The organism is Mycobacterium simiae, from assembly GCF_010727605.1.
GTDB lineage: Bacteria > Actinomycetota > Actinomycetes > Mycobacteriales > Mycobacteriaceae > Mycobacterium > Mycobacterium simiae.
Genome location: NZ_AP022568.1, coordinates 1,134,877 through 1,149,134, shown reverse-complemented (window position 1 = coordinate 1,149,134; position 14,258 = coordinate 1,134,877). Strand labels below are relative to the sequence as shown.

General features: G+C 58.4%; 10 protein-coding genes and 2 pseudogenes. 9 read left to right on the top strand and 3 right to left on the bottom strand.

Annotated elements, in window-relative coordinates; genetic code table 11:
• Positions 1 to 264: 264 nt before the first annotated feature.
• The 5 genes and pseudogenes from G6N33_RS27840 to G6N33_RS05170 form a co-directional block, all read left to right on the top strand.
• Positions 265 to 1,329, top strand: a pseudogene (locus G6N33_RS27840) (serine/threonine-protein kinase); the annotation flags it as partial.
• A 21-nt stretch (positions 1,330 to 1,350) separates the two neighbouring features.
• Positions 1,351 to 2,364 carry a sensor domain-containing protein gene (locus G6N33_RS27835; RefSeq protein WP_081662400.1) on the top strand — a complete coding sequence of 338 codons (1,014 nt, stop codon included), beginning with the start codon at positions 1,351 to 1,353 and terminating at the stop codon, positions 2,362 to 2,364.
• 278 nt (positions 2,365 to 2,642) lie between these two features.
• The gene (locus G6N33_RS05180) at positions 2,643 to 3,158 is read left to right on the top strand and encodes a hypothetical protein (RefSeq protein ID WP_044510345.1); all 516 of its coding nucleotides are present in this window, start codon (positions 2,643 to 2,645) and stop codon (positions 3,156 to 3,158) included.
• 5 nt (positions 3,159 to 3,163) lie between these two features.
• Positions 3,164 to 4,006: a zeta toxin family protein gene (locus G6N33_RS05175; protein ID WP_049919205.1), complete on the top strand. Its 843-nt coding sequence runs from the start codon at positions 3,164 to 3,166 to the stop codon at positions 4,004 to 4,006.
• Positions 4,007 to 4,154: 148 nt separating this feature from the next.
• Positions 4,155 to 4,757 (top strand): recombinase family protein, encoded by a 603-nt coding sequence (locus G6N33_RS05170; RefSeq protein ID WP_044510346.1) that lies wholly within the window; start codon positions 4,155 to 4,157, stop codon positions 4,755 to 4,757.
• Positions 4,758 to 4,783: 26 nt separating this feature from the next.
• On the opposite strand, the gene G6N33_RS05165 is transcribed toward G6N33_RS05170, so the two are convergent.
• Entirely contained in the window at positions 4,784 to 7,162 is a 2,379-nt protein-coding gene (locus tag G6N33_RS05165) for an SIR2 family protein (RefSeq protein WP_081662206.1), read from the bottom strand.
• A gap of 1,192 nt (positions 7,163 to 8,354) precedes the next feature.
• On the opposite strand from G6N33_RS05165, the pseudogene G6N33_RS05160 reads away from it, so the two are divergent.
• Positions 8,355 to 8,474: pseudogene (locus G6N33_RS05160) on the top strand (excalibur calcium-binding domain-containing protein); the annotation flags it as partial.
• Positions 8,475 to 8,506: 32 nt separating this feature from the next.
• On the top strand, positions 8,507 to 8,797 hold the full coding sequence (locus tag G6N33_RS05155; protein WP_155945947.1) for a DUF732 domain-containing protein: 291 nt from the start codon (positions 8,507 to 8,509) through the stop codon (positions 8,795 to 8,797).
• A 750-nt stretch (positions 8,798 to 9,547) separates the two neighbouring features.
• On the opposite strand, the gene G6N33_RS05150 is transcribed toward G6N33_RS05155, so the two are convergent.
• On the bottom strand, positions 9,548 to 10,231 hold the full coding sequence (locus G6N33_RS05150) for a TetR/AcrR family transcriptional regulator (RefSeq protein WP_044510351.1): 684 nt from the start codon (positions 10,229 to 10,231) through the stop codon (positions 9,548 to 9,550).
• A 135-nt stretch (positions 10,232 to 10,366) separates the two neighbouring features.
• Between G6N33_RS05150 and G6N33_RS05145 the strand changes: the two genes are divergently transcribed.
• On the top strand, positions 10,367 to 11,488 hold the full coding sequence (locus G6N33_RS05145) for an NDMA-dependent alcohol dehydrogenase (protein WP_044510353.1): 1,122 nt from the start codon (positions 10,367 to 10,369) through the stop codon (positions 11,486 to 11,488).
• Between the two features lie 18 nt (positions 11,489 to 11,506).
• On the opposite strand, the gene G6N33_RS05140 is transcribed toward G6N33_RS05145, so the two are convergent.
• Positions 11,507 to 12,778, bottom strand: a complete 1,272-nt coding sequence (locus tag G6N33_RS05140; protein ID WP_044512983.1) for a cytochrome P450 — start codon at positions 12,776 to 12,778, stop codon at positions 11,507 to 11,509.
• 264 nt (positions 12,779 to 13,042) lie between these two features.
• On the opposite strand from G6N33_RS05140, the gene G6N33_RS05135 reads away from it, so the two are divergent.
• Positions 13,043 to 14,245: an amidohydrolase family protein gene (locus G6N33_RS05135; RefSeq protein WP_044510355.1), complete on the top strand. Its 1,203-nt coding sequence runs from the start codon at positions 13,043 to 13,045 to the stop codon at positions 14,243 to 14,245.
• The last annotated feature ends 13 nt before the right edge of the window (positions 14,246 to 14,258 follow it).

Here is a 14,258-nt window from a genome sequence, read left to right as displayed (position 1 = left end):
GGCCACTGCTGCTGTTCTATTCGCGACCAAGGCTGCCGTCGTCGAGACCCTCGTGCGGCGGCTGACGTCCCTCCTCGGGAAGCGATCGGTCATTCGCTTGCGCGGTGGAGCTTAACCGGCGTCGATTAACCAGGTGCGCCTGACAGCAATTGGTCCCCGCACGTGGGGTTGCGCTGAGCCGGGGTCTAATCCCTCGTCTGGAAAAGAAAAAAGAGTGCCGTCAGAACAGGACCACTGCTTTGCTGCAACCCCTAATATTCGTCCATGCCCTTGGCAAACGGTGAGATTTTCGCCGGGTACACCGTCATTCGCCTATTGGGCTCTGGCGGCATGGGTGAGGTGTATCTAACGCAGCATCCGCGACTGCCCCGGCGTGACGCACTGAAATTGCTGCCTCGCGAGTGGTCGGCCGACGAAGAGTTCCGGGCCCGGTTTAACCGGGAAGCTGATCTTGCTTCGACCCTGTGGCATCCCCACATCGTCGGTGTGCATGATCGCGGCGAGGAAGACGGCCAGCTTTGGATCTCGATGGATTTGGTCGACGGTCTCGATGCGTCGCGGCTTCTAGCCGATCGTTACCCGGCTGGCATGCCGGTCGAAGAAGTGGTCCGGATTGTCACTGCGGTCGCCAGCGCGCTGGACTATGCCCACAAACGACATCTCCTGCATCGAGATGTAAAGCCAGGCAACATCATGATGACCCACGTCAGCGACGAGGGCGAGCAGCGAGTTCTGCTGACGGATTTTGGCATAGCCCGCAAGGTCGACGACATCAGCGGCCTTACCAAGACGAACATGACCGTGGGCACGGTGGCTTACAGCGCGCCCGAACAGCTCCTCGGCGAAGACGTTGATGGGCGCGCGGATCAGTATGCATTGGCGGCCACGGCTTACCATCTATTCACTGGATCGCGGCTGTTCGAGAACTCTAATCCGGCAGTTGTCATCAGTCGCCATCTCAACGTTCCTCCACCCGCTTTGGCTGACCGACGACCGGCTCTGGCGAAACTTGACCCCGTGCTCGCCATCGGCCTGGCCAAACGCCCCGACGACCGGTTCGAACGCTGCTCGGATTTCGCACGCGCTCTGGCCGAGAGAATCGACCCGGCCAATAGAACAACAAGTTCAGCTCCCACTGCGTCGGCGACGCCCAGGGCCGAGCCTGCAGTCGTCCCTCGGGCCGAAGCAACTAAGCGACGGGCTGGATACCTAATGGCCATAGTTGTTGTTCTATTGGTCGTCTCGATCGGTGCGGCCGCGCTCTTACTTCGGCGACCAGCAGATGCCCCACACGGGAATAGCAGCACCGGTAGTGGTGCACCAGCTGCGCCACCGATCACTTTCGAGAGCATGCGTGACTTCGTCATAGGCTATTACGCCGACCTCCCAGCACATCCCGACGATGCATGGGCCAAGCTCGATGTTCGCTACCAAAACCAGACAAGGCAAAGCGAATTCAGAAATTTCTGGGCAACGATCGATTCGGTGACGGTTCTCTCGGTTAGTCCGCGCGACACCGGCAGCGTCGTTGCCGAACTCACTTATCTCCGACGCGACGGAACGTCCAATACTGAAAGCCGTTGGTTCAAGGTGTCGTCGGTGAATGGCGTCCTGCTCCTCGATGAATCTGATCGCGTCGGGTCGGCAAGTGAGCCACCAACGTCACCGCCAGCACGGCCGACGTTCTCGCCGGAGGCGATTGATCACGTGTTGCTAACGGGAGACGAGTTAAGCAAGCTGCTGGGAGCAAACGTCAGTGACAATCCGGCCACTGCTGGCGGGGGTATTGCGCTCGGTATCACTTCCTCGTCGTATGGGATGTCAGATCATTCGAGTCAGGTCAAACCCCGGTCGTGTGTTGGGGTGGTCTTCACTGGTGAGCACGACGTATACGCTGCCTCCCAGCCCACGGAAATCAAGACTCAGATGTATGGCAACCTCTACCGTGGTGGGCCGGACAAAGGGCCACATCTTGTTGAGCAGACCGTCGCCGTGTACCCGTCCGCCGGTCAAGCGCAAGACTTTCTGACCTCTTCGCAGGCTCAATGGAGCACGTGCGCCAAGGGAGAGGTTGCTGCGACCCTCGGCTACGAAAACGGCGCCAGTTATGTACTGGGCGCGGTGCAGCGACAAGGAGACTTCATCACGGTTTCCATGGCGACTAATAGTGGCCTGAACGGACCGGATGCCTGTCAGCAGGCATTAGGTGCGCACGAGAACGTCATCGTCGAAACGCGCACCTGCCAAGTCCCAAACGCAGCCAGCAGCTACGACCCGACTAACGGCTGGCCAAGAGACCCTGGGTGGGCGATACCCGACGCCGCTGCGATAGCGAAGGCGATGCTGGAAAACGTCAAGCCATGAGCGAACGTCGCTAGCCAGATGCTAGTCGGCATCGCAGTCAGCGGGCTCGCGGGTGTAGGACTCCGCGACATTGTCGACACGTGAATCGCGTTCAGATTTTAACCAACGTAGCGCAAGTGCGCTGGTGAACGATCCACGGTCATTAGTCATGCTCACCGGTGAACTCGGGGGCAATCGCTCGACACGACGTGGTTATCGCGCCTTCTGGGACCGCGTAGACGCACTTCCCGCATACGCGTACAGTAGAGTATGATTCATAATGAATCAGGAGGTTGGAGATGCCTGGACAACTTGATCGAAGCGATGACTCCCTACAGCGCCTGACCGCAGGGGCGGCGCATCTACGCGTCGCGGAGAAAGATCTCCACAGGGAGATCTACCACGCCGCTCACGATGTCGGTGTACCGCAGCGACTGATTAGTGAAGTCGTGGGAAGCATCTCGCAAGCGACCGTCCAGCGGATTATTCGCCGGATTGACGAGGACCCGTCGCGCCTAGAAGAAACACCTGCAGAGGTGATAGATCGTCGCGCTGCCGGGTTGATCGACGACGAGACGATGATGGAGATGCTTCTAAACCGGACGTATTCCTTCGGGCACGTTCCCAGCATTGAGGGCATCGCCACCGACGCGTACATCCGTGGGGACTGGGATCAGATCGAGACGGCCTACTACCGAGACCTTCTGTCCGAAGGGGAGTTCAGCCAATTGATGGAGCGGCAGCGGGACCAGCTCGAGGAGGCGGCCCGTACCGAGCAGGCAGCTGAGGCAGAGCAAGCAGTTCAAAGCTACTGACGGGAATGACAGGATCCCGCGCCGACGTCGCCGCCGAACTCAACTTCCTCTCGGGCAGGGGTCACGCGCTGAACACCGACGCTGACCATTGCACCAACAAGATGTACGCCTCAGATATCGGCCGTCGGCGCTTTCGGAAAAGCATCATCCAGAAATATCTCGATTCTGGTCCTCGCCCCCAGGTGAGCCGCTTGGCGATCGTGACTGCGGGTCCACCGGGTGCCGGGAAAACCACCCTTCTCCGTGCCCAGGTGCCCCGGCTCACGAATTACCGAATTCTCGACGCCGACATCGTTAAGGACTACCTCATCGCACAGGCCTTAAGTGATGGCATCTATGACGACTTGGTCCATCGACGACTCGCCGACGGGCATTGCATAGCCCCCCGTGAGCTAGCGCCCCTTGTTCATCGGGAGTCCACCGCCCTAATTGATCAGATGCGGCAGATCTGTGTGAGCCGGGGAGAGAACGTCGTCATCGAGGGAACTTTGACCTGGTCAGGCCAGGGGCCACAACTATTCCGCGAACTAGCTGCAGCGAGATATACCTCGATTCAAGTCTTCGATGTCGAAATCGGCCGGGCAACCGCGCACGAACAGGCCTTGTCCCGGTGGTGGGACGGGAGGCAACGCTGGGCTAACAGTATGGAACCGCTCGGCGGTCGCTTCATGCCACCCGGGTTCATCGACCTGTGCTATTCAGGCACAGCAAAGTCAGTATGCTGCACGAACGCGCTCGGCATGATTAATCTTGCACAATCCGGTGCAATCCCAAGCTTGCGGGTCATGGTCTTCAGTCGCGACCCAAGCGGAAGTGTGAAACAGCTCAGCAGCACGACCTACCCTTAGCCCAGCGCAGAGCTTGGAGCGCTGTCTCAAAAAAGATCAGATACAAGACAGCGACCGGCAGGTCGGACCCGGTCACGTTCTGCGAGGTCGGACTGTCTCAAAACTTCGTCTCGGAAATAACCTGCGCAAAACTGCGATTCCAATACATATGAGTCACGAAGTTGGCGTTGACCGACGCTCACTCGGCCAACGGGTCGGCTATACCCGAGTCTCCACCGTCGCCCAAACCCTCGACCAGCAGAACGAGGCCCTTGAAGCGGCAGGGGCCACGAAGACGTTCTCCGACACAATGTCCGGCGCAAGGGATGACCGTCCCGGGCTGGCCGCGCTGATGCAGTACGTCCGCGAGGGCGACGTTGTCGTGGTATGGAAGCTGGACCGGCTGGGCCGCAACATGCTGCACGTCTTGGCGACGGTCAAAGAATTGAGTGACCGTGGCGTCAAGTTGATCTCCATCAGCGACGGCATCGACTCGTCCACTCCGGCCGGGCGCCTGATGATAGGGGTGCTGGGGTCGCTAGCGGAGTATGAGCGGGAGCTGATCAAGGAACGAACGGCATTGAAGCGAAAAGCTTCTCGCGCTAGCGGCACAAAATTTGGCCGGCCTCGGAAGGTGGGTGACGTCGAGCACATCGCTACAGCCAAGCGGATGCAATCCGACGGTCATACAGGTAAAGCGATTGCCAGGTACCTCGGGGTAAGCCGGGCGACGATGTACCGATATTTCGCGAAATTTGACGTCGTAACTTAAATGCTCAAGGTAGCTCGAAAAGCTAGCTAGTCGGCTATTGCGCGCTCCGCCAGACGTTTGTACCTGAGAATATCGTTGTCGAGGAGATCTGTGTATGCCCGATCTAGAAGTGGGACACAGTCCTCCAGAATTCTTGTCGACCGGGTTGCTTCATGGAGAGCTTTGCCGACATCCACAAGAGAGAGGTATGAGTATTTGTTGTCCGGCCACTTCTCAAGGCCCTCTCGCGCAACGTCTTCAGCTTCAAGTATCAATGCGATATAGTCATCAGTGCCTAATCTGCGGTATTGTGCAGATCTGACTAAATTCAATCTGACCTTATAGCGTTGGATCGGCGAATCGATTCCAATCGTATTCTCTGCCCGACGTATCGCGAGGGATGCTTTGTCTAAGTCGAGGTCCATCCAATTGGAAATTAATTTATGCCAAGGAGCCCCGAGCGAAGTCTTCTCGCATAGAAGTTCATACAGCTCTATCCTTTTATAAGCATCCTTGATGCGACCGATCCCGTAGTCATTATTGCATATACTGGGAATGATGTTGCGATCCAGAAGCATTGCAGAATTAAGCGTTGCCACGATCCGCCGATAGGCATAATAGAGCTCGTCTTGATCGGTATACTTGAAGCGGACCAATACTTGCGAAATTATAGGGTGGCGCGTGCTCCACGTGTATATGCCTTCCTTTGCATTGACCAATCGTTCCGTAAGCACACCGCGAGACTGTTTGAGTATTACAGGTATCTCTTCCCAGCTGTATCCGACTACGTCCAGAATTAGCTGACGGGACGGCATCGCGTACGTGGCGCCCAATAGGGCAGCTACCTTATATACCTCTTGAACATCCTCGGACAGATCGCGGTATTCCTTTAAAATAATTTCATCGATTCCGTCGCCGGGAAAGCAGTACTTCAGTGCCACAAACATATCCGCCTCACATTGTGTGTGCACGGCATTAATTTGATTCGATCTACTCATACCAGCAAACTGCGGGTCAACCAGCTTCCCAATGTCGCTTTGAGTCCGGATCAAGTCGACCAGGTTTCTGACATCCTGCTTCTGCAGAATCTTCAGAGTCTCTTCGCGTCCACTTTTTCGTAGCAATCCAGACACGGCACGTTGGGTCCACGCGCTCAAGTGCGCTGTACAGACGATTCGCAGGTAGCTGTTTGACTCGCGATCCAATTCGGCGACTAGTCGGTTGAGCCCAGATAGATGCTTGGAGGCCTCGTCAACCAGAAGAAAAACTGGTCGATTCCCTGCTTTTGCGGAGCTCGCAACTTCGAGCCATGGTTCGTGAGTAAAGGGAAATTCGGTAACATGCTCGTAAACATCAAATCCGGCTTTGTGCAACCGATAAAGTATGCGCCTCGCGGCGGTAGTCTTTCCTACGCCTCCCGCACCAAGGATTGTCAGGTAAGTGTAATCGCCTTTCTCAAGTGCATCCGCATGCAAATTTTCGATGGTACGGGCGAACGTATAACCGCTCTCTATATCTGCCCAGGATGCGGAGGACCCATTGAACATGCGCGGCGCATCAGCTGGCTTATTAATCGAGTTTGCGATTTTTTCTGTTCGCGGTAGCAATAGGTTTGGAAGGGTACCCCTAGCACTTCTCGGCTTGGAAGCTTCGGAAGATTTTCCTGAACGCATTACTGCGTCTATAAATGCCGCAATGCTGCCGGATGCAGCCTCTAATCCACGCTCAGAGATTAGGCGTAGTCTGGCAGGGTCAGAACTATAAATCAATGTTCGAATCCGATTAGATGTGTTCTGGCGTTTAGCGCGCTTTGCAACTTCGTCTATGAGGTCTCGAAGATGTCGGTCCTTTAAAGATTGGCCAATAATCAAAACGTCTTTTGTGTGGAGCTCAAACAGCAATTTGGCGAACAGTGCTTCGCGCTGATTATCGAATTCCTGATAATCACTCTCAGTGAGGACCATGCTGTCGCGATGGCCCAAGGCGCGGTCGCGGGTAATACAACCATGGATTTTGAGGACCTCTAGGCGTCCGCTGTCGAGCTTTGTAAAGTCACGATTCGAGCGAATAACTTCAAAGGATCTTTCTGCTTCTTGACATGCGCGCTCAATCACCTGGTCAAAGTTTGTTGTATATATCCGTTGCCAAGGCAGCGATACCAGACTTATAGTCGGTCCATCGGGGCGGAGTGGTTCCAACTTGACTGACAGGGCCTCAACGAGAGCTTGGCGTCCGTAGCGTTCCTCCAGCAGACTGGCCGCTTCAGCCAACTCATCTGATTCGATTTGTCCTGAGGAAAGCGTGTCACACAAGTCCCTGGCTAGTTCGACACCTGTTTGTCCGCCGCACGGAACACTGGCACCGGCCCCTAGCAGCAAAACCGATTGCTCGACGTCTGTCCGCCTCACGAACTCGGCAAGGTCCATGACAGCCGATGATTGCACAACCACTCATGTGAAGAGAGCATTCCGGCCTTATAGGGATCACTGGCCGGGCGTAAATTGCCGACCTCCAAGTGCACCGTCATCGAACTTGATTAAGACAACATGCGCGCATCACTCGCAAGTCGAGGTTGCTGTTAACCGTAGCGAAGCCCCGGGAGCCGTAGTCGCGTCGGCCGTCCCCCAAAGCGGTGGTGGTTGACGATGGGGTGGTCCGAGTCTGTGGTGCCCTGTTGGCAGTGCCGAGCCCACAGTCAATCCGTGGAACTCCGGCTTGGGTAACGATCACTCAGGCAGCTCAGCACTATGGCGTTGACCAAAACGAGGTCAACAAGATGCTGACCATTTGGATATGCGACGCATCGGCGTACGTGGACGAACGTGTCCTTCGTCGCCTGATTGAATTGAAGAGGATCGTTGTGAAGGCACATGCGAGAACGAGATGCGGCACCGGCGAATCTTCCTCGCTGGGCGACGCTGAAGCAGGCCGAGTATTACTAAGTCAGCCCGGCCCTAATCTGCAGGATCACACCACGAAGAATAGCCGCGACCACGACGGAGGATGCCATGGAGGGTTGGAGGTGGAAAAATGGGCGTGAGCGTGAGGGGCAATGTTGATCCCCACCTTCGCTCGCCCTGCCCACAGTGCGGGTATGCGACTCGATACAAACAGTGGCCCGTCACGTGCGCCTGTTTCGATTACAAACAGCAACTCGTCCGTGGAAGCTGCTCACCTTGTCCGCACGTCGCTGAAATCTGGGCTGAGCAAGGGCAGCGTAATGCCACCTTGCATTTGATCGATCACGGCCGTCTTCCGCCCTTGAAGATCGCCGCCGAGTACGCAATGGGGAGACGTCGGCGGATTGCGAAAGGAGGTTCGACGGGCAAATGACCATTGAACCTCTGGTGGAAGAGTAGTTAACGTTCAGATAGTTGATGTTCTATTGCCAACTTTGCCCCGTTGGCACAGAGCATCGTCGTAAGCTCCCGTCCACAGGAAGGGGCGCAGAGTATGGCGATTCGTCGAGAGGCGGCAACTCGGTTTCTCGTGGCTGCAACCGTCGTCATTGTTGCCGTTCTTTTGGTGGTGTTTGGCGATGATGAATCGCGGCATATGCCTCAGGACGGACCGGGGGAACGGCCGACAACGTTCGCTGAAACGTCCGCTTCTAGAGGCCCGCCGTACGCCAATTGCGACGAAGCCCATGCGGACGGCCGGTCCAACATCCTGCAAGGCGACCTCGCCTACAACCCCGCGCTCGACCGCGATGGCGACGGAATCGCTTGCGACCGTTAGCCAATGCCGTGTCTGGCCGGTGAGGGGAAATTATGAGAACGCTGCTAGCAATAGCTGCATCAGTTGCAGCCGGTGTCGCGCTCGGCATGCCACCGGAGGCGCGCGCCGACGACCAGAGTTACCTGGACTACCTCGCCCAGCGCCATAACGAGGTGACCGGAAGCATCTCACCCCTGGTTCTGCTGCTCGGCGGACACCGGATGTGCACGTTCATCCAGGGCGGCATGACGCCCACGCAAGCAGCTGCCACGGCGGGATCACCGCTGGGACCTGCCGTTACGGATGCGGCACAGCACGAGTTATGCCCGGACACTCTGCGCTGAGACACCGTCTACGTAGCCTTCATCGCGGGCCAAGCGCGCGCGGCCCTGCCAGGTGTTCGCCGCCATGACTTGTACGCGGGTTTCGCCCACGCATGCTGCGCAGCTTCGCGGGGTCGCCCGTCCGCTGCCCCCGTTCTCGGAAACGTTATGCGTCACTGCATCAACCCCGAGTAGAGGTGATGGCGAGGTCACTGACGGATATGCCATTACTTGCCAGCTCCCCTCCGGGGCGATTTCGCCCTACAAGGCAACGTTGCAGCACTTTAGAAGCATGCTTGAATATTTTTCTCTAGAGCCAAACCCGACGCCAACGTTGGCGATATGGGCGCGGCGCGATCGAGGGAGTCGTCGCGGCCTACATAGGGCGTGCCTGAGACGACACCACAGCTTTGACCGCCGTGGCGGCAGGGGCCTGGGTAGCTCCGCTGGTCTTGACGCCGTCAAGACTTGAATGCGAAACCGCAGGTAACCGGCGGGACCGAACGGGAACGAGAAGTAGCGAATTTGCAGCTCAGTCCGCAAAAGCCCAGGTGGGGCATCGGTTTCGATTCCCGGCAGCTCCACCAAACAAGATGCGATGTGTGCCGTGCAGGCTCAGTCCATCCTCCGCGGACGAAGGTGGATGAGTAGTGGAGGTCGGTCGCCGACTGGGCCCAATTTGCGGCAGACCCGTAGAAGACCAGGCCAAGGCTTATGCCGGGCCCTTAGGCGATGAAACAGCTTGAGAGGCCGGCGATTGCCATTCAAATGTCAGGGCGCCGTGATGTGAGGGCGGCGCCGCGAGCGGCCAGCGCGACGGGAGGGCCCGCTTGCTGCGGAGCCGCGGACTCCCTCGGCGAAGATTCGAGCCCCAAGGTCGATCTGAGCACGAATCTCAGCCTCGGTTGTACCGAACCAGCGCGGGCCGACGGTCGTGGTGAAGATGGTGAAATTGGCGAGCAGCTCGGCCACCGTAACGGGATCTACGTGGGGCGTGACTTGGCCGAGGTCTTGATAATGCGCGATGCCGTCGGCGATCACCTGCACACGTCGCTGGTGATTCGGACGCATGATCCGCAGGGAGAAGGCGGGGTCGGACAGCGCGCGCCCGGCTATGTCCCAACCTGGCACGGTGTCACCGCGCGGTTTGACTAACAGCCGCGCAAGGAAGAGTTGCCTCACGAAATCGACGAACCTGTCGGGCAAAGACTCCATGACTTTGTCCTCGGCTTCGGTAACTCCCTGGGCTATCTGACGTGATACGACCTGCTCGAAGATGCCCTGCTTGTCACCGAAATAGTGAAAAAGCATCGCTTCTGAACAGCCAGCGCGCCGGGCTATCTCTTTCGTCACCGCCGCATCAAATCCTTGTTCGGCGAACACTTCAGTGGCCGCCTCCAGTAGGGCGCGCTGCTTGCCGTCCTTGTCTCGGACTCGCTTCGCACTACCGGTCATGGGGACACCGTAGCGCGCCGGCGCACTTCATCATTGCCCCATCATTGCCCCATTAGTCTTCCCAGGGCGGTTGGCGCGTGGGCTATCAAGTGACACTTGACAATAGTGCGCGCAACGCCGTTAAATGCGTCCACGATGAAGATGAATGCCGCGGTCTTATGGGATGTTCACCAGGAGTGGAGTGTCGAAGAGGTGGAGCTCGACGGCCCCAAAGAGGGCGAAGTGCTCATCTCCTTCGAAGCGACGGGGCTGTGTCACTCCGATCATCACGTTCGCGAGGGCGACCTTCCTCTCGCACTGCCACTGGTCGGCGGGCATGAGGGCGCCGGCATCGTCCAAGAGGTCGGACCAGGTGTGCGCAACCTGAAGCCCGGCGATCATGTGGTGGGCTTGTTTTTGCCGGCGTGTGGGCGATGCCGTTGGTGTTCAACCGGCCGCCAGAATCTGTGCGATCTCGGGGCCCAGATGGCGACCGGTGAGCAACTGGACGGCGGCTTCCGGCGTCACGCCAAGGGCCGCGATATCGGCGCGCTGGCCTGGCTCGGCGCCTTTGCGCAATACGGCACAGTGCCGGAGGCGTCCTTGGTCAAGATCGACGAGGACCTCCCGCTGAGTCGAGCCTGCCTTGTCGGCTGTGGCGTGACGACCGGCTGGGGCTCGGCCGTGAACACCGCCCGAGTCAAACCGGGCGACACCGTTGTGGTGGTCGGATGCGGTGGTATCGGCAGTGGCGCGATCCAAGGCGCGCGATTGGCCGGAGCCGAGAAGATCATCGCCGTGGACATCGCGGAGGCCAAGCGCGACATGGTTTCTCAGTTCGGCGCTTCTCACTTCGTGACATCGATGCCCGAGGCAACCGCCTTAGTCGCAGAGCTGACCCGCGGCGTGATGGCCGACGCCGCCATCGTGACGGTGGGGCTCGTGGAAGCTCCGATGATCGTCGACGCACTGAACATCGTCAGCAAGAACGGCGCCGTCGTGGTCACCGCGCTGGGGTCGATGCTCGACATGACGACGACCCTGCCCATGTCAATGGTCGCGATGGTCACGTTGTTTCAAAAGCGATTGCTGGGAAGCCTTTACGGTGAAGCCAACCCGCGCTCCGACATTCCCCGACTGCTCAGCCTCTACCGTGAGGGCAAGCTTCTATTGGATGAAACGGTGACCACCGAATACAAGCTCGCCGACATCAACGACGCCTACGACGACATGCTCGCCGGTCGAAACATTCGCGGCGTAATTATTCACGAACACTGACTCCGCAAACTGAACGCGTCAGCCCAGCCCTACTCGTGGCCCGGGGGTAAACACCACTGGAATCTTGCGGAAGCCTCGCGTCACTGAATTCCCATGGAAGATCGACTCAGCATCGGTCGCTACGGTGTAGTCGGGCATACGGGCCAGCGTCTGCTCGACGCCGATGCGAAACTCCAGCCGTGCGAGGTTCGATCCGAGGCAACGGTGAACACCTGCGCCAAATCCGAGATGACGGTTCGTTTCTCGGTCGAGGATGCATCTGTGCGCATCGGGAAACTCACGGTCGTCGCGATTGGCGGATGCGTAGTTGACGATGACCTGTTGACCTGGGCACAGGCTCTGCCCTCCGATTTCGACCTCCTTGGTAACCGTTCGCGGAATGCCATGAATCGATCCGGCGAAGCGGATTAGTTCCTCGACGGCAGTCGACATGAGCTCAGGTTCGCGGATCAGCCGGTCCCGTTCGTCGGGGCGACTGCCCAAGTAGTGGAATGCGCACGACATCGCGCTTGCCGTCGTCTCTAGGCCCGCCTGCACCAAAAGCATTGCGTTCGAGACAACGTCGTCGAATTGTAGTTTGACGCCGTCGATCTCAGCCGATAGCAGGACGTCAATCATGTCGTCTCGGGGTTCGCCTTGCATCCGGGTCGTGACGGCGTTGGTGATGTGTTGGTAGAGGCCGCCCCAAGCCGTCAGGCGAATCTCTTCGTTTTCTCCGTTCAGCGCTCTATCCGTGAGTTCAATGCACAGCGGAACGTCGTCGACCGGCATGCCAAGGAGGTACTTGAAGAACACGATGCCAGGCTGCTGCCAGGCGACCACTGCCAAATCCCCATGACCGTCCTCGATGAACTCATCGATCAATGCGTCGGTTTCGGCGCGGATCTGGGGCTGCAACTGCTTCATGCGGCCTGGGGAGAAGTATGGATTGAGCACTTTGCGGAGTGCTTGCTGGCGCGGCGGGTCCAAGAGGATGACGACGTCACCCGATAGCTGCATAGCGTCGCCGGGCGGAGGCGTGCTGGAAAAGGTCTCCCAGTCCCTGAGGATTTCGTAGCACTCGTCGTACGTCATCGCCATCCAGGCACCGTCTTCCCGCGTGCTCAGAAACGGGAAGTCGGTGTGCGCGATGGCTGCCTTGTCGCGCATGTGTGAATAGAGCTCGTACAAGTAGTCCGGATCTTTGAAATCCTCGTGGCGAAGATCGAAGTTCTCGGCATGGTTCTCGAGCGACTTGGGCACTGGGGCGTAGTCCTTCTCTTGTTGACCACAACGTCGATGTCGTGGCATCGATACGCGGGCTTCTTGCAGCGGTTGGGCGTCGGCCCAGTGATGCGTCGAGAGCCGTGTTTTCGCACGATAGATGGCATGAAAAGGGTAGTCAAGTGGCACTCGATAAGCTCGGCCGTGCAGTTATCAAGTGTTACTTGACAAGGCTGGGGGTCGCTCTTAGTGTCCGAAGAGGTTGGTACTAACAGCGGATTTGCACGCGGTGGCCCGTTACCCCGACGCGCGGCCTGTCGACCGACCGCACAACGGCCCTAGGGAGTATCCGTGGAACAAGATCTGCAGTGGCTCATCTCCGTTGACGACCACATCATCGAGCCGCCGAACGTCTGGGTTGACCGCGCATCTGCTGCCGACCGAGATCGCGTGCCGCACGTGGAACGCATCGACGGTGTCGATACCTGGGTCTACGAGAAACACCGCGCCACCGTCATGGGCATCCTGGTGGCCGCCCATCAGCAGCCCGACGACTACTCCCCGCTGCCCGTCAATTACGACGAACTCCCGAAGGTTTACTACGACCCCAAGGCCCGAATCCCAGACATGGACCAGGATCACGTCATCGCCGGGTTGAACTTCCCGTTCTTTCCCCGCTTTTGCGGACAGGTATTTTCGCAGGTTCAGGACCGCGAACTTGGTCTGAAGTGCCTCACGGCATACAACGACTACATCATCGACGAGTGGTGCGGGGCGGCGCCGGGTCGCTACATTCCGATGATCATCGTGCCGCTGTGGGACGCCGCACTGGCAGTCGCCGAAGTGCTTCGGTGCGCAGGCAAGGGTGCGAAGGCGATCGCTTTTTCGGAAAATGTTCACGCGCTTGGCTTCCCGTCGATCCACTCGGGGGAGTGGGACGGATTCTTCGCGGCGGCGAACGAAACGAAGATGCCGCTGTGCACGCACATCGGGTCGTCGTCGGTCAGCCCGAACACATCACCGGACGCGCCATTCGGAGTGCAGTCGGTCAACATCGGCCTCAACCTCGCCCACTCGACAACAGACTGGCTGTTCTCGGGAAAGCTACAGAAGTTCCCCGACCTCAAGATCGTTCTCGCCGAGGGTGGCATTGGGTGGATTCCATACCTGCTCGAGCGCGCTGAGCACGTCGCCGCCGAATATCGCTACCTACGAGCCAATAACTGGACAGTGGATCCGGCAACCATGCGCATGAGCGCAATCGCGACGGACCCGGCGATCTTCCCGGAGTCGCCTCGGCAGTTGTTCCGCGATCACATCTACGGCTGCTTCATTGAGGACGAATTCGGTGCTGCCAACCTCGATTACATCGGCGTCGAAAACGTGATGATCGAAACAGATTACCCGCATACCGACAGCCTGTGGCCGCGCTCGCTGGAGGCCGTGCTCAAAAGCCTCGAGGGTCGATCGGACGCGGACAAGTACAAGGTGCTGCAAGGCAATGCCCGCCGCGTCTTCAACTTCGAGCCCGCTCCGTACCCGATCGCGAACTAGCGACCGAAGGGCA